General features: G+C 54.8%; 22 protein-coding genes and 1 pseudogene. 6 read left to right on the top strand and 17 right to left on the bottom strand.

Annotated elements, in window-relative coordinates; translation table 11 throughout:
- Positions 1 to 2 precede the first annotated feature (2 nt).
- The 7 genes from rsfS to RGB73_RS11020 all read right to left on the bottom strand — a co-directional run bounded on the left by rsfS (position 3) and on the right by RGB73_RS11020 (position 4,431).
- The gene (gene rsfS, locus RGB73_RS11050) at positions 3 to 359 is read right to left on the bottom strand and encodes a ribosome silencing factor (protein WP_310771845.1); all 357 of its coding nucleotides are present in this window, start codon (positions 357 to 359) and stop codon (positions 3 to 5) included.
- Complete coding sequence (gene yqeK / locus RGB73_RS11045; protein WP_310771843.1) at positions 359 to 949, bottom strand: bis(5'-nucleosyl)-tetraphosphatase (symmetrical) YqeK; 591 nt, start codon at positions 947 to 949, stop codon at positions 359 to 361. The genes rsfS and yqeK overlap by 1 nt, the downstream gene beginning before the upstream one ends.
- The gene (locus RGB73_RS11040; RefSeq protein WP_310771842.1) at positions 942 to 1,526 is read right to left on the bottom strand and encodes a nicotinate-nucleotide adenylyltransferase; all 585 of its coding nucleotides are present in this window, start codon (positions 1,524 to 1,526) and stop codon (positions 942 to 944) included. Before RGB73_RS11040 ends, yqeK begins: the two co-directional genes overlap by 8 nt.
- 10 nt (positions 1,527 to 1,536) lie before the next feature.
- Positions 1,537 to 1,827 (bottom strand): ribosome assembly RNA-binding protein YhbY, encoded by a 291-nt coding sequence (gene yhbY, locus RGB73_RS11035; protein ID WP_310771840.1) that lies wholly within the window; start codon positions 1,825 to 1,827, stop codon positions 1,537 to 1,539.
- Positions 1,828 to 1,862: 35 nt separating this feature from the next.
- A complete protein-coding gene (locus RGB73_RS11030) occupies positions 1,863 to 2,717 on the bottom strand; it encodes a shikimate dehydrogenase (protein ID WP_310771839.1) in 855 nt (284 codons plus the stop codon).
- A 71-nt stretch (positions 2,718 to 2,788) separates the two neighbouring features.
- Entirely contained in the window at positions 2,789 to 3,910 is a 1,122-nt protein-coding gene (yqeH, locus tag RGB73_RS11025) for a ribosome biogenesis GTPase YqeH (protein WP_310771837.1), read from the bottom strand.
- Positions 3,907 to 4,431, bottom strand: coding sequence for a YqeG family HAD IIIA-type phosphatase (locus RGB73_RS11020; protein WP_310771835.1), 525 nt, complete (start codon positions 4,429 to 4,431; stop codon positions 3,907 to 3,909). The genes yqeH and RGB73_RS11020 overlap by 4 nt, the downstream gene beginning before the upstream one ends.
- A gap of 214 nt (positions 4,432 to 4,645) precedes the next feature.
- On the opposite strand from RGB73_RS11020, the gene RGB73_RS11015 reads away from it, so the two are divergent.
- Both RGB73_RS11015 and RGB73_RS11010 read left to right on the top strand, forming a co-directional pair.
- Positions 4,646 to 5,194, top strand: a complete 549-nt coding sequence (locus tag RGB73_RS11015; protein WP_310771834.1) for a TetR/AcrR family transcriptional regulator — start codon at positions 4,646 to 4,648, stop codon at positions 5,192 to 5,194.
- A gap of 81 nt (positions 5,195 to 5,275) precedes the next feature.
- Positions 5,276 to 6,493 carry an MFS transporter gene (locus RGB73_RS11010; protein WP_310771832.1) on the top strand — a complete coding sequence of 406 codons (1,218 nt, stop codon included), beginning with the start codon at positions 5,276 to 5,278 and terminating at the stop codon, positions 6,491 to 6,493.
- A gap of 61 nt (positions 6,494 to 6,554) precedes the next feature.
- Here RGB73_RS11010 and RGB73_RS11005 read toward each other — a convergent pair whose 3' ends face one another.
- From RGB73_RS11005 to RGB73_RS10985, 5 genes are all read right to left on the bottom strand, one after another.
- Positions 6,555 to 6,767, bottom strand: a complete 213-nt coding sequence (locus RGB73_RS11005) for a hypothetical protein (protein ID WP_310771831.1) — start codon at positions 6,765 to 6,767, stop codon at positions 6,555 to 6,557.
- A 12-nt stretch (positions 6,768 to 6,779) separates the two neighbouring features.
- Positions 6,780 to 7,832 carry a DNA polymerase IV gene (locus RGB73_RS11000; protein WP_310771829.1) on the bottom strand — a complete coding sequence of 351 codons (1,053 nt, stop codon included), beginning with the start codon at positions 7,830 to 7,832 and terminating at the stop codon, positions 6,780 to 6,782.
- Between the two features lie 98 nt (positions 7,833 to 7,930).
- Positions 7,931 to 8,371: a peroxiredoxin gene (locus RGB73_RS10995; protein ID WP_310771827.1), complete on the bottom strand. Its 441-nt coding sequence runs from the start codon at positions 8,369 to 8,371 to the stop codon at positions 7,931 to 7,933.
- 140 nt (positions 8,372 to 8,511) lie between these two features.
- Positions 8,512 to 9,246 carry a gamma-glutamyl-gamma-aminobutyrate hydrolase family protein gene (locus tag RGB73_RS10990; RefSeq protein WP_310771825.1) on the bottom strand — a complete coding sequence of 245 codons (735 nt, stop codon included), beginning with the start codon at positions 9,244 to 9,246 and terminating at the stop codon, positions 8,512 to 8,514.
- Between the two features lie 19 nt (positions 9,247 to 9,265).
- A complete protein-coding gene (locus tag RGB73_RS10985; protein WP_310771823.1) occupies positions 9,266 to 10,891 on the bottom strand; it encodes a peptide ABC transporter substrate-binding protein in 1,626 nt (541 codons plus the stop codon).
- A 105-nt stretch (positions 10,892 to 10,996) separates the two neighbouring features.
- Here RGB73_RS10985 and RGB73_RS10980 point away from each other — a divergent pair, with 105 nt between their 5' ends.
- Complete coding sequence (locus RGB73_RS10980) at positions 10,997 to 11,800, top strand: serine hydrolase (protein WP_310771821.1); 804 nt, start codon at positions 10,997 to 10,999, stop codon at positions 11,798 to 11,800.
- A 99-nt stretch (positions 11,801 to 11,899) separates the two neighbouring features.
- Here RGB73_RS10980 and RGB73_RS10975 read toward each other — a convergent pair whose 3' ends face one another.
- The 4 genes from RGB73_RS10975 to RGB73_RS10960 form a co-directional block, all read right to left on the bottom strand.
- Complete coding sequence (locus RGB73_RS10975) at positions 11,900 to 13,192, bottom strand: phytoene desaturase family protein (RefSeq protein WP_310771819.1); 1,293 nt, start codon at positions 13,190 to 13,192, stop codon at positions 11,900 to 11,902.
- 358 nt (positions 13,193 to 13,550) lie between these two features.
- Complete coding sequence (locus RGB73_RS10970) at positions 13,551 to 14,687, bottom strand: virulence factor (RefSeq protein ID WP_310771817.1); 1,137 nt, start codon at positions 14,685 to 14,687, stop codon at positions 13,551 to 13,553.
- Between the two features lie 104 nt (positions 14,688 to 14,791).
- Positions 14,792 to 15,655, bottom strand: a complete 864-nt coding sequence (locus RGB73_RS10965; protein ID WP_310771815.1) for a GNAT family N-acetyltransferase — start codon at positions 15,653 to 15,655, stop codon at positions 14,792 to 14,794.
- A gap of 48 nt (positions 15,656 to 15,703) precedes the next feature.
- On the bottom strand, positions 15,704 to 16,462 hold the full coding sequence (locus RGB73_RS10960; RefSeq protein ID WP_310771814.1) for a DUF4931 domain-containing protein: 759 nt from the start codon (positions 16,460 to 16,462) through the stop codon (positions 15,704 to 15,706).
- A 155-nt stretch (positions 16,463 to 16,617) separates the two neighbouring features.
- On the opposite strand from RGB73_RS10960, the pseudogene RGB73_RS10955 reads away from it, so the two are divergent.
- From RGB73_RS10955 to RGB73_RS10945, 3 genes and pseudogenes are all read left to right on the top strand, one after another.
- Positions 16,618 to 17,318, top strand: a pseudogene (locus tag RGB73_RS10955) (pirin family protein).
- A gap of 122 nt (positions 17,319 to 17,440) precedes the next feature.
- On the top strand, positions 17,441 to 17,686 hold the full coding sequence (locus RGB73_RS10950; protein ID WP_310771812.1) for a hypothetical protein: 246 nt from the start codon (positions 17,441 to 17,443) through the stop codon (positions 17,684 to 17,686).
- Positions 17,687 to 17,781: 95 nt separating this feature from the next.
- A complete protein-coding gene (locus RGB73_RS10945; protein ID WP_396136209.1) occupies positions 17,782 to 18,144 on the top strand; it encodes a L,D-transpeptidase in 363 nt (120 codons plus the stop codon).
- A gap of 115 nt (positions 18,145 to 18,259) precedes the next feature.
- Here the strand turns inward: RGB73_RS10945 and RGB73_RS10940 are convergent, their stop codons facing one another.
- A complete protein-coding gene (locus tag RGB73_RS10940) occupies positions 18,260 to 18,484 on the bottom strand; it encodes a hypothetical protein (RefSeq protein WP_310771808.1) in 225 nt (74 codons plus the stop codon).
- Positions 18,485 to 18,566 lie beyond the last annotated feature (82 nt).

Raw genomic sequence — 18,566 nt, 5'->3', positions numbered from 1 at the left:
CGTTACCCTTGCTCCGAGAAGGAGACGACCTCAGCATCTTTCCACAGCCGCTCCAGATTGTAAAACTCGCGGTCTTCGCGGTGGAAGACGTGAATGACGACGTCGCCCAGGTCGACGAGCACCCAGCGGCCTTCTTCCGCCCCTTCGATCCCGCGGACATCGGTTCCGTTTTTGTGGGCTTGGTCGCGAATTTCTTTGACGATTGCTTGCACCTGACGCTCATTGTTGCCGTGGCAGATCATGAAGTAGTCCGCGATGACGGACAGGTTTCTGATGTCCAGCACCATCAGATTTTCAGCCTTTTTGTCTTCCGCAGCTTTCACGACCAAACGAGCCAAATCTTCTACAGTTTTAACCATTAAACCCTCCTGCTCTCCTTTTTAAGGGAAATCAAATCGTTGTAAGTCAAAAGTGTCAACGGAAATACCGTCTTTTGCTTTTCTATCAAAAACTGCATCGTGCCTCCCAGTGCGAGGATCAGCGCAGCGTCCAGATCGGTTTCAGCCAGCCTGCGAATTTCCTCCACGCCAGGGAAATTGCGATTGGGTTCTATATAGTCTGCCACACATACCACTTTTTCTAACAGGGTCATGCCAACTCTTCCCGTCGTGTGGTAACGGATGGCCTGCAAGACCTCGGGGTTCGTAATGCCGAGGTCGGACTGAACGACGATCGCTCCGGCAAATGCGTGCCAGAGCTCCTTCTCCCCTTCCAATAGCTCCGCCGGCATATCATGACGCACAAGGATCTCGAACATTTTGTCTACCGGCCAGCATTTGCAGTAATCGTGCAAATATCCGGCCAGCTCCGCCTTTTCGGGATCGGCACCGAAGCGAGCCGCCAGCTCTCTGGCGGAAGCTGCGACACCAAGCGTATGGACATAGCGTTTCTCGTGCATTTGGGCTCGCACCTTCGCGAGCAGCTCATCCCGTGTATTCCATTCACTCATAGAACCGGTTCTCCTTTATATAGCGCTCGACCGCTCGAGGAACCAGGTAGCGGATGCTTCGCCCTTCCGCCGCCCTCGCCCGGATCAGGGTGGAAGAGATGTCCCAGACAGGCATCTCGACAAACGTGACATTGTCTCCGGGAACTCGTTTTACATCCGTACCCGGCCGCGCCAGACCGATGAAGTGAATCATCCGGCTCAGCTCCTCGTACCGGTGCCAGCTGGGGAGGATTTCCACCATGTCCCCGCCGATGATAAAAGAGAAGCGGCAGTCCGGATGCTCTCGCACGAGCTGTTCCATCGTGTCGTACGTATAGGATGGCCCTTCGCGGCGCAGCTCGATGTCAGTCGCCCGAAACGACTCATGGTCGGCTACGGCCAGCTCCACCATTTGCAGGCGGTGGGGTGCCGACGTCAGCCCTTCTCTCGTCTTGTGCGGCGGGATGTGCGTGGGCATGAACCACACCTCATCCAGCTTTGCCTGCTCCCTCGCTTGTTCGGCTGCGAGTAGATGGCCGCAATGGATCGGATCGAAGGTACCGCCCATGATTCCGATATGCTTGATTCTTTCCTTCATGGCAAATCGCTTACGGCAGCTGAATCGTCTTGTTTTCCCGCGACTCTTTGTACAGTACCACTGTATGCCCGATCAGCTGCACCAATTCCGCCCCGGCGCCTGCCGCCAGGTCTTGTGCGACTTCATGCTTGTCGTCTGTGTTGTTTTGCAAAATCGCTACCTTGATCAATTCGCGCACTTCCAGCGCCTCCTTGATCTGGGTAATCATGTTTTCATTTACGCCGCCTTTTCCCACCTGAAAGATCGGGGTGAGATGATGGGCTTCTGCGCGCAAAAAGCGCTTTTGTTTGCCGGTCAACATCGGCTGTCCTCCTCTATCTTGCCATCGTATCGTTTTTATTCCGCCGTCTTCGTCAATTGCTGCAAGACGGTCTCTCTCATCATTTCCGCCGGGGCTTTTTTCCCTGTCCACAGCTCAAAGGCCAGAGCCCCTTGATTCACGAACATGCCTACTCCGGAGTGTACCCGCGCACCGATGGCCCGGGCCTCCGTGAGAAGCTTCGTCTCCAGCGGGTTGTAAATAAGGTCGCTTACAATCAGCCGATCGTGCAGCCACTCTTTGGGAACAGGCATTTCGTTCACATTCGGAAGCATTCCGATCGATGTCGTATTGATCAGGAGAGAGGCATCTGCGATCGCTTCTTGCCCTTCTCCCTGCTCCACGATTCTGGTCGAGACGATCGTCTGCAAAGACTCTGCGAGCAACGCCGCTCGTTCCCGGGAGCGGTTGATGATGCGAATTTCCTTGACCCCTTTTTCCGCCAGGGTAAAGGCGACTGCCCGCGCGGCGCCGCCCGCGCCAAGCATCGTGACGATCTGCTGTTCGAGCTGGATCCCTGTCTCTTCCACAAGAGAGCGCACGTATCCCATGCCGTCGGTGTTGTAGCCAATGAGGCGTCCGTCTTCGATAACCACGGTGTTGACTGCACCGATGCGCTTCGCCAGCGGATCGATTTCATCGAGCATCGGCATGATCGCGACCTTGTGCGGGATCGTGACGTTGATTCCTTTCAACCCCAGCGCGCGGATCCCCGCTACGGCATCCTCCAGACTGTTCGATTCCACATCGAAGGCTACATAAGCGTAATCCAGACCGGCTTCGGCAAATGCGGCATTGTGCATCATCGGCGATTGTGAATGGGAAACCGGATGGCCGAACAAACCAACCAGTTGCGTTTTACTCGAAATCATGATGCTCTCCTACCCCCTAATGGCTCTCTATTGTGAACACCAGGAACAGCAGCGGCGCTTTAAGGCTCGGGCTAGATCAGCCCTTTTCTCATCCCTACACTAACCCCTTTTGGGGCATGCACGACTACGCTGGCGTCATGCTTGCCTTGCAGGCTAACCCAGCCCAATCCGGAAATGACAATATCGGTTGTCGTTCCCGTCGGCTTGATCTTAAACGAATGTTTGACAAACGGCGGCAACGCTTTCGCCGCTTCTTCGCCCGTAGGCGGTACCAGCAGGCTGCCGTGGTGCTTCTCCATGACTTCATCCGCCTTTTCCAGCTTGGTGCGGTGGATGTACATATCGTTGTCGACGTAAACGACGAACGGCTGGCGCTGCCCCTGCACGAAATCGATCCGTGCGAGACCGCCCAGAAAGAGCGACTGGCCGTCGTTCAGCTGATAGACCTTGGAGTTGATCCTGCTGGTCGGTGTAATCTTGCGCAAATCGGACGGCGGAATCATGTGTCCGATCTGATCCCGGTTGATGATGCCCGGTGTATCGTAGATAGAACGCCCGTCTTCGAGCGGGATCTCGATTTTGTCCAGCGTCGTTCCCGGGAACGGCGACGTCGTGATTTCCAGCTCCGCAGCTCCGTAGTCATGCAAAATGCGGTTGATCATCGTCGACTTGCCGACATTCGTCACCCCGACGATATAGACGTCGCGACCTTTTCGCAGCTCGCCGATGCGGGCGAGCAGCTCATCGATGTGCAGCCCTTTTTGCGCGCTGATGAGAACGACGTCTTCCGGACGCAGGCCGCGTTCCTTCGCCTCGTGCTGCATCCAGTTGCGCACGCGATTCAGATTGATGTTGCGGGGAAGCAAATCGACCTTGTTGCCTACGAGCAGGATCGGATTTTTCCCCACAAAACGCGGCAACCCCTTTAGCCATGAGCCTTGGAAATCAAAGATGTCCACGACCATGACAACCAGGGATTGAGTGGCGCCGATGCCGTCCAGAATCCGCAAGAAATCGTCGTCTCCCATGCTCACAGGGGCTACTTCATTGTAATGCTTGATCCGGTAGCAGCGCTGGCAAACCAGCACCTTCCTGCCGAGCGCAGACTGCGGCGCGTAGCCCGGCCGTTTCGGATCTTCCGTCTGAATCAGGACGCCGCACCCGGCACAGGAGCCGGACGTTTGTTCCATCATGCTTTTCTCCTCCACGAAACCATTCCTTTCCGTTCCATCCAAATCAGAGCCAGACGCTCCATTTGACGGTTGAACCGCGTCCAGAAACCGTCTGTCCGGGCGACCGGCACGACCAAGATCGTATGGAACCCGAGCCGATTTCCTCCCAAGACATCCGTAAACAATTGATCGCCAATGACGACCGTCTCGGCGATGGTCACGTCCATCTGCCGAACCGCCTGCAAGAAGGCGCGGTTCGTGGGCTTGCGAGCCGCATAAATAAAACCGATCTGCAGCGGCTTGCAAAAGCACTCGACACGCTCCTGGTTGTTGTTGGAGACGACGGTGACCTTGATCCCCGCGTCGTGCAAACGCTTCAGCCATTGCTCCACCTCCGGGGTGGCCAGCGGCCTGTCCCATTCCACCAGGGTGTTGTCCAGATCTGTAATCACCGCGCGGACGTTATTTCGTTTCAATTGATCTATATCAATGTGGTGGATCGATTCCACGAACTGATTGGGCACCAGCTTCTGTAAAAACACGGGGCACCTCCAAAATATGTGAAGCAATCAACCGCGATTTCGGCACCTACTATACCATAATCGGCCACATACTTGCAAAAGAAAAAGCTCCGGGCCACTTGCATTTGGAGGCGAATCCTTGTAGAATGCAGTTACCAACAAAACTGTTTTTGTTTATTTGGTTTCCTGAAGACAGGTCGGGCAAAGGAGGCGGTGCTTTATCAAAGACAGAATCATGCGCGGTTTCATCGAAGAGATCCGGGAAAAGGGCATGAAATTTTCCATGGACGATTTGGCCCGCAGGCTCGGAATCAGCAAACGGACGCTATACGAACACTTTTCTTCCAAAGTAGAAATACTGGAAACCATCATCGAGCAAGTCTTTCAGGAAGCTGATGAAAAGACCAGACAAATCATCGATGATGAAAACCTGACGCTGCTCGAAAAAATAAAGGCAGTCATAATGGTATTGCCGACGCACTACGAATTTTACGATTTGCGCATTCTCGAACAGATGAAGCGATACTATCCCGAGCAATGGGCGATCGTGAATGCCCAGCTCTCCGATGATTGGGCGCTGCTGCGGGTGCTGGTCGAGCAGGGCATCCGGGAAGGTCTCATCGTCAACATGAACGTGACGCTCCTGATGAAGCTGATTATCGACGCGTGCAATTCAACGCTGGACCAGCGATTTTATACGCAAAATCAAATTACCATGCAACAGTCGCTCGAAGCGATTGCCGATGTACTGCTGTACGGCTTGGTACCTGTGGATAAAAGATGATTCTTTTATTCCCTTTTTTTACGAAAACTATTTAAACACTTTTAGTTTTATTGGTAAACGAATACGCTTGAGGTGAACACCATGGCTTTCTTTCCAAAAATGACGAAAAAGCAAGGGATCGGACTTCTTCTCGTCATCCTGATCCTGTTTATCGACATGCTGCTGTACAGCTTGCTGATCCCAATCGTTCCTTACTTCAAGGAAACGCTGCAGCCCACTTCTACCATGATCGGAATCCTGTTTTCCAGCTACGCCGTCGCAATGCTGGCCGCTACTCCCATCTTCGGGCCTATTTCCGACCGCATCGGCCGAAAAATCATGCTGCTCGTCGGACTCGTGGGACTCATCCTGTCCACCGTGCTCTTTGCCTACTCCGACTCGATGGGCCTCTTGATCACGGCCCGCTTCGTCCAAGGAATTTCCGCAGCCGCGACGTGGCCGACAGCGCTCGCGCTTTTGGCGGATCTGTTCCCATCGTCCAAGCGCGGAGCCGTCATGGGGATCGCCCTGACCGCGATTTCGACCGGAACGCTGCTCGGTGCCCCGATCGGCGGCTGGCTGTTCGAGGCGAGCGGCCATCGTACGCCGTTTTTGGCAGCCGCAGCCGTCACTGTCGTCAGCTTTGCCCTCGTCTACGTGTTTTTGCGGGAAGAATCCTCTCGCACCGCGAGTGAAAAACTGCACGTAATCGGATTGTTGCGCCATCCGCAGGTCGCCTTTATCGCAGGCATCGTCCTGCTCGCGGAAATTTCATTGTGCTTGCTCGAGCCGACGCTCCCCGTCTTTTTGACGGATACGCTCCAAGTCTCGCCGGCCGCAATCGGTCTTTTGTTTGCGGTGATGACGCTCGGCTACGGGCTGATCGCTCCCGTAGCAGGGTCGCTTTCGAGCCGGTTCAACCCTTACACACTGATGTTCGCCGGCATTTGCAGCCTGGCTGTCTTCATGCCGTTTCTGGTGTGGGCGGGGACGCTCTGGCAGGCCGCTCTGGCGATGGCGTTCGTCGGTGCTAGTGTCGGCTTTACGCTTTCCCCCACACTCGCCACGTTAGGGGAGATCATCGACCGAGGCGGGAGCGGCGCTTACGGCACGGCCTACTCGCTATTCAATATGTTTCACGGTGTAGGGATGGTTGCCGGTCCTTTGGCCGGAGGGATCCTGACAGACGCCCTGCCTGTCTCGGCTGCGATTCACGTCGTGGCAGGCTGCATTCTCGGACTCGGCATCCTGCTGTTCGTCCGGCTCAGGTTGAGCGCCGGCACGCGTTCCCATTCGGTCAACAAAGAACTTCCTTTCTAAGAGGCATAGGAAACACCCCCACGTCCTTTTGGTTCGTGGGGGTGTTTTTCGTCGTCACCCATTATGAGGATGTCTCGTGATCCTCGGCGGCATTCCTTTGCCGGCTTGCCATCAGCCGTTTTACCCGCTCCGTAGGCGTCCAGCACTCAAAACGGTAATCCGGCCGCGTCTCATAGCCAAGCCGCGAGCAGCGGTACAAGACTTTTCCCGTTTCTTTCTCCACCCGGAAATGAACGCAGGATGCGCAACAATGAAAGGATTGCTCCTCTTCCACGGCTTTCCCTCCTCAAGTCTTCCCATTCCAGGAAAACAACGACAGCTGTTCGTACCTTTCCGCCTGCGGCTCTGCGAAGTTGGAAAAGCCCACTCCGACGAGCCTTACTCCGGCCGAGTAGTCGAACGCATCGAGCAAGTCGTCCAGATACTCTTTCCAATCGGCGACGAACTCCGCCTTGTGCTGCTTCGTCCGCTGCGTGAAATCCGCATATTTGATCTTGAGCGTAATCGTCCGGGGGATGATCCCTTCCTGACGGATGTCCTCTTCCACTTCCTGCAGGAGCGAGTAGGCGACCTCGGCAACCGCTTCACGCTCGTACAGATCGAAAGGCAGGGTGGTTTCCCGGCTCTGCGATTTGCGCGAACGATCCGTTTCGATTTCCCGGTGGTCTTCCCCCCGGGCTCTGCCGTAGAGCGAGCGCCCCATCTTGCCAAACAATTGCACGACCTCGTCCAGAGACAAACGCCAAAAGTCTTCTACTGTGTGAATGCCTTTTTTGGCGAGCAGCTCCTGCGATTTTTTCCCGACTCCGCTGATGGTGCCGATCGGCAAAGGCCTGAGCACATCCAGCGCCTGCTCGGGCCTGATGATGACGAAGGCGTCCGGCTTTTTCAGGTCGCTGGCAATTTTGGCGAGCGACATGTTGTACGACAGGCCGATACTGCATGTCAGCCCTGTCTCCTTGCGCACGCGCCTTTTGATTTCCCGCGCGATAGGGACGGCGTTTTCGTAGTGGGTCACGTCCAGGTACGCTTCGTCCAGTCCGACCGTCTGGAAACGCTCCGTATAGGCCGAAAAGATTTCGCGCACCTCCGCCGACTTCTCCACATAGCGGGCGTATCGGACAGGCAGAAAAATGCCCCGGGGACATTTTTTGCGGGCAAGTGCCACCGGCATGGCGGATCGCACTCCGAACTTGCGGGCTTCATAGCTGCATGTGGAGACCACGCCACGGTTTCCCGTTCCCCCGACGATGACCGGTTTTCCCCGCAGCTCCGGTCTGTCCAGCTGCTCCACACTGGCAAAAAAAGCGTCTATATCCATGTGCATGATTTTTTTCATGATCGGGATACCACCAAACATACATTCTCCTGTTTCTGTATTATCCCTGTTTTCACTCTGTTGCGCAAGGGCGAGACGCCTATGCCCGCAGGTTCGCGTCATCCCTGGGGAGAAATGGCGGCCAGGAGCTCCGAGACGGGCGGGTTGCCCTTTTTGGCATAGAGAATCCTTCCGTCTTTCCCGATTATGTAGACGATTCGCTGTTGAAAGAAAAGACCCAGGATTTTACCGACCCCGTATGCCTTACGAATCGACTCGTCCGTATCTACGATCAGCGGAAACCGGTATCCGAACTTCCGGGAAAAAGACTGCTTGCTGTCCAGCCCGGCGGGATTCACTCCGAGTACGACCGCATCTGCCTGCTCGAATGCGTCATAGTGGTCTTGCACGGCGCACAGCTGTTTGGTGCAAACCGGCGTATCGTCTCCCGGGTAGAAGATCATGACGATGTTTTTCTTCCCTGCATAGTCCGCCAGATCGACTGGCCCCCTCGTGCTGTCTGCCCGAAACAGCGGCGCCTTCGTTCCTATCGTAAGCATTTGGTCCACCTCTCCGTCTTTGTGACATGCTCTTGTTCTCCTAGTATACTGTTCCCGCACACAAAGAAAAACCGCTCTGCTCGTCGCAAAGCGGTTGCTCCTTGCTCTTATTTTGCTGTCGACTCGCCATCCGGCGCTTTTTACGTGGCAAGCTTTGCCTTCTGCTCGTTGACTTTGGCGACAAACGCCTCGGCCACCTTTCGCATATCGCTGTCGTGCCCCCACATTCGCTCCGGATGCCATTGCAAACCGACATGCAGCCCGTCGAGGCTCTCGATCGCCTCAATGACACCGTCAGCCGCGAACCCCGTCATGACAAAGCCCGGAGCCACGTCTTTTACCGCCTGGTGGTGGGACGTATTCACCAAAATTTCCGTCTTGCCGATTGCATCGGCCACGAATCCCGGTCGGAGCGTGACTTTGTGTGCGCCGTATTGGCGGGAACCCCGCTGTGCGTGTTGGATCGCTCCGGGCACCTGGCTCGGAATGTCCTGAACCAGCGTGCCGCCGCACGCCACATTCAGAATTTGCATCCCCCGGCAAATGCCAAGAATCGGCTTTTTCATCTCCAAGGCCAGTTTAATGACCGCCAGTTCCGCCAGATCCCGCTCGTATTCGACCGTTCCCAGTCCCTGATGCGGCTCCTCGCCGTACAGGTGGGGAGCAGGGTCGTCGCCCCCTGTCAGGATGAGTCCGTCCAGCGATTCGACCATCGCTCTGAGAGCATCCTCGCTGTCGAGTAGCGGCAAGATGAGCGGGGTGCCTCCGCTGCGGGCAATCCCCTCTACATAGCCCGACCCGACGTAAAAAAACTGGTCGAGATGGTTATTCGGGAAATACATTTTCGTACACGCCACACCGATAATCGGACGCACACACGTCACTCCCTGCTCTTTATTTCTTTTCGTTGGAGGCGTACTTGAAGTCGATGAAGCCGAGCGCGTCGACGACGACATCTTTTACGCTGTCTTGCTTCACCCATGCATAGGTGAAATAGTAGATCGGCAGTGCAGGCATTTCATCCATCACGATGGCGTCGGCTTTTTTGAGGATCTCTTTGCGTTTCTCGACGTCCCCTTCTTTCGCCGACTGCGCCAGCAGGTCGAGGAATTCTTTGTTTTCCCACTTCGAAGTGTTGAGTCCGCCCTTAAACACTTCCAGGAAGTTGATCGGGTCGTTGAAGTCGCCGATCCAGCTCGCGCGGCCGATGATGAAGTTGCCTTCCTTCATTTGCTCGCGGTGCACTTTATTTTCTTTATTCACCAGCTTGACTTCGATGCCAAACGCTTTTCGCCACTGGTCCTGGATGACCGTCGCGATGCGCTGGTTCACTTCCGTCGTATTGTACGAGATAGTCAGTTCAGGCAGCTTGGTGATGCCTTCTTCCTTCATCCCTTCCGCGAGCAGCTTTTTCGCGGTCTCCACGTCCCCATCCTTGAAGTATCCGTCCGGCTTCAAAGCCATCGTCGGCGGCAGGATCCCCAGAGCCGGCGTGCTCTTGTACGGTACGACGTTTTCGGAGATGTCCTTGCGGTTGACAGCCATGGCGAATGCCTGGCGAATCTTCTTGTTATCGAACGGTTTTTGCTTCGTATTGAAGATGTACCAGTACGTTCCCGCGGTCGCCTGCGTCTGCATTTTTCCCGAATCCTTCAGGGAATCGAGCGCGTCGAGCGGCAGATCTCCCAGCGGCGAGCCAGCCCAGTCGAGGTCGCCATTTTCAAACATCGCGAGCTCGGTATTGGCATCCTCGATCATGTTGATCGTGAGCTTGGACAGCTTGACAGCGTCCTTATCCCAGTACGAATCGCTTTTCGCAAACTCGATAACCGACTTGTGCTCCCATTTCTTCAGGACGAACGGTCCGTTTCCGATGTAGGTCTCAGGCTTGTTTGCCCAGTCCTTGTTTGCCTCCACCACTTTTTGGTTGAGCGGGAAGTACGTGACCGATGCGACCAGCTGCGGGAAGAAAGGCGCCGGATTTTCCAGGGTGACAACCAGCGTTTTGTCGTCGGTCGCCTTGACACCGACATCCTCGGCCTTTGCCTTCTTCGAGTTGTACGCTTCCCCGTTTTTCAGATAGTACAGCTGGTAGGCGTACCCGGACGCCGTCTCCGGATTCAGCACGCGCTTCCAGGCGTACTCAAAGTCATGCGCCGTTACCGGATCGCCATTCGACCATTTCGAATCGCGCAGATGGAATGTATACGTCAGCCCATCCGGTGACACTTCGTACTTTTCTGCGACCGCCTCTTTCAGCTCTCCCTTTTCATTCAGGCGCAAGAGGCCATCGAATGCTGCACGGGCAACAGACATCGAGGGGATATCTTCTGCCAGTCCAGGGTCGATCGTGTTCGGCTCACCCGTGTTCAGGTTGACCTGCATGGTTTGAGGGGCGGCTTGTCCTTGCTCCGACTGCTTCGTCTCCCCCGTCGTGCTCCCCTGCGAAGTGCCGCAGCCTGCAAAGGTCAGGCTCGCTAGCACCACCGCGCAAAAAGCTAGTGTTCGAAACCGTTTCATAAAAAAACCCCCGTCTCTGGAATAATTCTTCTTGATTGTTAGGAGCATGACTAAATAATATTATCTTGAGAAAATTTTGTCTACACGAAAAAGGAGATGGAGCAAATGCTCTCAAGTCTTTCCACCCCCATCCTGCAGCTGATCGAACAAGCCGGCGGAGAATGGGGCGTATACCTGGAAGATTTGCACTCAGGGGAAAAAGTCACTCACAACGAACACCAGCGCTTCTACGCGGCGAGTGTCATCAAAGTGCCGATCATGACCGCAGTCTTCGCGGAAGCGTACGCCGGCAAAATCGCGCTGGAGCAGACCATCACGCTTCGCCGCGAAGATCAGGTAGGGGGCGCAGGAGTCCTCCAGCATATGTCGCCCGGTACGGAGCTGACCGTCCAGGACCTGGTCACCCTGATGATCATCCAGAGCGACAACACCGCGACCAACATGATGATTGATCTGGTCGGAGCCGAGAGCATTCGCACCGCCATGAGCAAGACAGAAATGGTGAACAGCCAGTTTTACAACAAACTGATGGTCGTGCCGGCCGAGCTGGAAGGCTACAACGAGCTGACGGCTGCAGACATGGGGGCCCATTTCCGCTATTTGGCTACCGGGAAAGTCATCTCGTACGACAGCTGTCTAAAGATGATGGCCATCCTGAAGCAACAGCAGCATAGAGACCGTATCCCGCTGCTCTTGCCGGATCCGGAAGGCGATTTCATCGGCATGGTGCCCAAGTGGGAGTTCGCCAACAAAACCGGCTCCGTCACCAACATCACCCACGACACGGGGATCCTGTTCACAGGCACGCACGCCATCACCATCTGCCTCCTGAACAAGAACCTCGAACAGAAGGCAGCAGCCCAGGTCATGGGCCAGATCGGACGCCTCGTGTACGACGCATACCAATAGCCAGCACCAGCAGCCCGCCATTTCCGTGGCGGGCTTTTGCATGAACGGGCGTTTCGCCATCGGTCTGCGACCAAGGAGAAACGCCCGCTGATGATTGCATTATTTTTCCAAAATCATTTTTGAAACCGCAAGTGCGCTCGAGAACGAGAGCTCAGACAGTTGGCCTTGCCCTTCGCACCAGTCGCCCGCAAAGAACAGGTTGCGGTAATCCGGCATAAAGGTCGGCAGCGGTTTTTGGTTCATCGTCCACTTGATCTCCTGTACGATCGCCCGTGTGGAAACACGCGGAACAACCAACTGCTCGCGCCAGCCGGCAAAGTGCTTGTCGTACAGTGCTTCGATTTCCAGCTTGCGCTGCTCGGCAATCTCTTTGTTCCCGACTTCGGACTGACGCAGGTAAGCGGTAGCCTGCAGGAGCTGTCCGCCTTCCGGTACACACGTGTGGTCGTAATAGGAGATGTCGGTGATAAAGATGTTGTTATGCTTGTCGTAAATATAGGAATACGGCACGTCAATGCGTTCTTTCAAGCCGATGTCGTACACGATGACGACTGTTGGCTCGTACTCGGCGTGCTGGGCAATCGCATGCTCCAGACGGGTTTCCGCGAACACCTTGACCATCTCTTTTGGAGGAATGCAGCTGATGAATTCGTCAGCGGTATACTCCGCTTCCGGTGTAACTACTCCCACGACGCGATCGTCTTCTACGTGGAACTTCTCCACTTTCGTTTTGGTCAAAATGACGCCGTTGTTGGCTTCGATGACACGCACGAATTCGTTGATCAGCGCTTGCCAGCCCCCGCCGATATACGCTACCGGCTTGTTGGTCTTGAACAGACGGCTGTAGTAGGAGAAGAACACGTCCGAAGGAATTTTTTCCGGCTCCCGCGTAAAGAAGTTGGAGGAAGCCAGCGTCAGCATCATTTCCTGCACTTCTTCATTGACGTGTTTCTTTTCCATCCACTTTTGAATCGACATATGCGGATGGCCAGTCTCCATTTTCAACATGGTTTTCAAGATTTCAAACGTAAACAATACTTTGTCCATACCCTTAAGCAGCTTGGTTTGGAACAGCCCTTGCACGTTGGCTGGAACCGCTGTCAGATCGTTACCGATATCGTATTTGGCTTTGGTCGGGTTAAAGTCTTGCCAGTCAATGTGAAGGTCCAGTTCTTTTTCAAACGTTCTCAAAATGGAGCTGTCCCGCGCATAAATCGCGTGGGCGCCGAAGTTGAAGTTGAATCCTTTGATCTTCAGCGTCACAGCGCGACCGCCCAATTGTCCACGCTCCAATAGTGCTACTTTCTTGCCCTTCGACGAAAGATAGGCGGCACTGGAGAGACCAGCAAGTCCTCCGCCTACAATAACAACGTCATAGTGATTGGTTGTCATACACAATCTCCCCTACGCTACTCGCAATGTTGATAACATAAGCTAAACCCTATCCTAGAATAAGGGATGTTTCACTTAGAAGTCAACCATTATTGAACTGTGTCTATTTTTATACTGGGCAATACCAATAATTTCCTGACGCAACGAAACCAGCAACCATGGAAACACTTGCCGCGCAACCCTTCTCATGCAGTATTCCCTTGCCATACCGGGATATCCGGGCATTTTTTTCGCCAGTGGTCCCCTCTCTTTCGCTATTCGGAAGACGACGGCAAAAAGCAGGGGCTTTGATAGCCCCTGCGAAATGGCTTGACACTCAAACGGTTTGGCCTTGTGCCCTGCGCCAAGTGTCAGAAGTTCAGCTTTGCTCGTTTCTGCGGGTCATTTGCTGCCAGACCGTTCCGCTGGCTTCTTCCCCGCTTTCAATCCGCTCAACAGCCATCTGCACCTGCAAGCTCACTTCGAATTCCGGATCGTGCCTTGCTTCCAGAAGGGCGGGCAGCGCCGTTTCGTCCCCTACCTCAAACAGGAAACGGGCGGCACGCCAGCGCACGAGCTTGTTTTTATCCTTCAGCGCCTCGCACATCGGCGCGATCGCGCGTGGATCTCCCAAATCGGACAACGTGTCGCCTGCCGTCCGCCTTACGGATACCGAATCGTCCTTCAAGGCCTGGAACAGCAGCGGGAAAACCGCATCCCCGCCAATCATTCCCAGATAGACCACGGCCAATCTCCGAATGGATGGCTTGGAATCGCGAAGGGCTTTTTCCAAAACAGGCAGGTCGTCCTCGGTCGGCTCCATCCGATCCAATGCGGCATAGCGCTTTTGCCAATCCGGATCGTCCAGCATGTCCAGTGTCACGACCTTCTTTTCCCGGACGATCGGCTCGGGAGCCTCACCGGTTCCTTGCTGCAGGGCTCGCTCAACCAGCTCTTCCACCCGGCTCTCCGGATAGGAAGCCGCGATTTCCTGTGCGACTTCTTCCCCGATTTCCCGCAAGTCACCGTAGCGTACGCCATGCTCCACCCACTTGCGCTCCATGATCAGGTTGGGCGATGCAGAACCGGCCCGCATCGCCGACTGTCCGAACCTCTCAGGCAAGGCTGCGCGAATTTGTTCCGTTCCCATCGTGACCTTGACCTGCATCGGGATTTCCCGAAACATTTGGATGAACACCTGCGCCTCCCCGAAGGCCGCTCCTTCGGCGGCCGCCATCACCGGTACAGCTGCTCCCTCGCCCGCCTGGAGAATCTCTCTGGACTGAGTCAAAATGCGCTGCCAGTCCGCATTCGATTTCCGTTCCAGCGCCAGGAAGTCCGCCGTGTGGAAGATCGATACGACTCCCTCGATTGCCAGGAGCTTGCCCATGAGCTCAGGCGCTTTATCGATGTTCTCTTTTGTATAGACATGTTGGACACCAACCGGCAGACGCTCGTCCACGTTCAGCTTCATGACGTTTGGACTTGGCGTGGGTTCGATGGACAACAGCTTCATATTTCCTTCACTCCTTTTTCCGTACTCCGAAAGTCATCCTTTCTCATGGTAGCACGGATACGCTCTCCAATTCCAATCTGAAGTGCCCCTCAAACAGTTTGCCCTCACAGCGGGAGCTTGTAGTAGTCATTCGCCGATTTTACCGCGAAGCCGCACGACTCGTACAGCCCCAGGGCGCTGCTGTTTTCGCAGGCGACTTCCAGCGAGATGTCGTCAAGCCCCTGCTCGCGGATCAGGCCGATTGTTTTGGCCAGCGCACGGCGGCCATACCCTTTCCCTTGATGGTCCGGATGCATGCAAAAGCCAAAAATGAAGCCTTTCCCGTCCTCTCCGAAGCTGACGCTGATTTTGCCGACATCCTTCTGCTGTGCGACGATCAGATACGTCGTCCGATTCGGCTCCTCTTCGATACGCTGGGTCATTTCCCTGGCCCTGGCTTCTTCCATTTGAAAGCCGTGCACGTTCAGCCAGACCAGCGTCTCGATATCGTCCGCGCTGGCCTTACGCATCTCGATGTCCGCGACCTGCGCCGCTTCTTTTCGCACGTCCAGATCCATCCAATACTCCGAAAACTGGTACTGTGCCCCCAAGCTCTCCATGCACGCCTTGCCGGGTGCCGACTCGCGCTGAACGATAAAGAGCTGATTGGGGATGTCGCGCTTTCGGCATTGCTCAGCCGCCCGCTCCTGCAGGGCCCGGAAAATTCCTTTTCTCCGATGCGCGGGGTGAACCATTCCGCTCACTTCCGCTTCCTCGCCGTGAAAGACGTACATGCCCAGAAACCCGATCAGCGTGTCATCCTCGTAGCAGAGAAAATCTTCGACATGCGTACCGGGACGATTTTTCAGCATATCCGGGTTCACTTTCAAATCGATGCCGTCGTGGCTGTTGCAGATTGCGACCAGCCGGTCTACCGCCTCCAGCTCATCTGCCGACAATTTGCTTTTTTCTACGAACTGAATGCCCATCTCCCTCATTCCCCCCAGGTTACGTGAACTTCCTTGCTCTTTTAAGTCTTAAAAATAGAGCCGCTTGATTTCCGCGACGACCTCTTCCAAATTGTTTGCTACTTGCGGAATGCCGTACCCTACATAAAGAGGGGATGTGACGAAGCGCGGCACTACTTTGGCAACCAGCTTCTCCTCCCAGCGGTAAAAGAAAAAATTGTAGCTCTGGCAGCGCCGGTTGACGTGATTCAAAATCCAGTGGGCCAGGATTTGCAGGTAATCCGCCATCTGGGGCAATCGGTCCCACTCCGAAAGGACGACGTTGTACTCAAAAAAACCTGCGCGCGGATGAGTAGACAGCGTACATTCCACCCCGTGTGCGCGGTCGATCAGGAGCCCTGCAAAATCGCTTTCCTTTACCTGCGTGCGGTAATCGTACTCGTTCAATCCGACGATCTGCATGTGCGGATGCCGGATGCTGCCTCCCGAAAACGGACCGTGGTTTTTGAAAAACAGGACCGAAGCAAACGAACCGCTGCTCTCCAGCTCCAGCCACTTCTCCACGCCAAACGCAAGGAGCTCCCGTACATGCTCCTTGGAGTAGACGGACCAGTCGCCTTCACAGTCATCCGATTCGATCAGGACGGTCTGATACGTATCCTGCAGGACCGGGTATTTGTTCATGAGCCAGATCATGGGTCCGCGCTGCTCCAGTACATTCGTCAGGCTGTCAATGTCACAAAACGGGCATGCGGTTTCCCGATTGATCACGCTCTCCGGCTTTTTTCTGCCGATGTGCATGTCAAAATGCAAATGGGTCTGAGCCATTCCGGTGTCCCTCCTATTTGCCACCTACTTCCACTTTACACGGAAATCTCCTGAAAATCATTCGTTCTCTCTACTGATTTTATGTTATCATCTTCATAAAAGTAAGTATATTGGATACGCTAACGGCAAACAGCCACACATTCAGGAGGCCACCAATGATAGATATACATAAAGCCGCATCCCGTTACACCGCCGATCACGGCTGGCTGAAGAGCAGCTTCAGCTTTTCCTTTGCGGATTACTACGATCCGGACAACATGGGCTTCGGGCCGCTCCGCGTCTTCAATGACGATGCCGTCGCTCCCCAAACCGGATTCGGCTCGCACCCCCATCGCGAAATGGAGATCGTCTCCATCGTCTTGGAAGGCCAGCTCGGGCATCGCGACAGCACGGGCCGTCAGGAAGTGATCCGTCCCGGCGAGGTGCAGCGGATGAGCGCAGGGACGGGAATCGTCCATTCGGAGATGAACCCCTCCGCTACAGAGCCGGTAAGTTTTTACAGCTGTGGTTTGAGCCGGCCCAATACGGTCTCGCGCCTTCTTACGAACAAATCGCCTACGATCCGGCCAAGCTGGCGAACCAGCTGCTTCCGGTCGTACAGACAGAAGGCGGGGAGCAAATCGCAAAGATCCACCAGGACCTGACCCTTTACCTCTCCCGTCTTGAGAAAGGACAGTCGATCCATTTCGAGCAGCAGCCCGGAAGACGAATCTACGTGTTTGTCATGGAAGGGGCACTCGCGCTCAACCAGGAAGCTTCCTTGGACACCCGTGATGCCGCTCGCATCATTTCGACTCCCCGGCTCGACCTTGAGGCGAAAAGCGACTCCTTTTTCATGTTGATCGACCTGCCGTAATTCCGTCATGCCATCCGCTTTTAACGCAGCCTATTTTTCACCACGGGCTGCGTTTTCTTTTTTTATCTCACCTGACACGCATACAATGAGACATAGCGAATCGCGGAAAGGTGATGGATGACATGGAAAGATCGTTTTATTATCCGGTGAGCTGGAGTGAGGCTCACAAATACAAGCTGTTGCTCGATCAAGAGGGCGTGCCCTACGAGATTCAATCCCCGCTGGAATTGCCCCTATTGGAACAAGGCCAGCTGGCGATCGTCTTTCCGTCGATTCCCTTGCGCATGTACGCCTGGGTGAGGACCTTGTTTTATCGAGACGGCCTGCGCTACCCTGATGCCTTTTCCCTTGACTTTCGCGTGCGGTAAGCGGATCGGGCGGGAACGGGTCGGTGTCAGGAACATAAGATAAGGTAAGCTCATTTCTGTGGAAAAAGGCCATTCTCCTGAGGGAGGTGACAAAGATTCCCGCCTACAACATACGTATTTCCATCGCCCATCTGCGGCTGGATCTGTACGACGGCTCCGAGCTTGTCCGTTCTTATCCGGTGGCTCTGGGCAAGATCGCAACCTCCACCCCCAGCGGCGATTTTACCATCGTAAGCAAAGTCCCGTATCCGAATTCCTATCCCGGCGGGCCGTTGAGTGTTTTCGGCACGTACTGGCTCGGATTGAGCAAGCCTCACTACGGCATTCACGGCACCAACAACCCTTCATCTATCGGAAAGTACGTCTCGCACGGCTGCATCCGCATGTACAACCAGGACGTCAACCGCCTGGCCAGACTCGTCCCGATCGGCACACCCGTACGAATCAGGCCGCGCTAAGGGCATCGTACCCAAAGGCACTCGTTCCGCTGCCTTGTACGTATGCGGATGGGAATGGGAACCATTCTTATCGGGAAAGCAAAGACCCGCCTCTTCCCATCGAGGCGGGTCTTTTTTACATGAACCGTGTTCTTTCTTCGCTTTTGGCTTCTTCGGGTTCATTTGCTTCAAAATACACCAGATATCTTCTGGCTTGCTTGTACATGATCGAAAGCGTTAGTTCCCTTATCTTGTTCATAATCTCATCTCTTTGCTCCGGAAGCAGCTCAATCATGAGCTTTTCTTCCTGCTTAGCCAAATAAGACATTACCCATTCCGGGTCCAACTTGTAGGCAGGCAACGACAGCGACTCCTCTACTAAGTAATCTACTCCAGTCTACCGAAGCTCGCTGCCGTTTCACAGCCACAATTACTGGCTGCAT

Source organism: Brevibacillus brevis, assembly GCF_031583145.1.
Taxonomy (GTDB): domain Bacteria; phylum Bacillota; class Bacilli; order Brevibacillales; family Brevibacillaceae; genus Brevibacillus; species Brevibacillus brevis_E.
The sequence above is the reverse complement of the archived record's forward strand: the minus strand, read 5'-3'. Positions and strand labels throughout refer to the sequence as shown.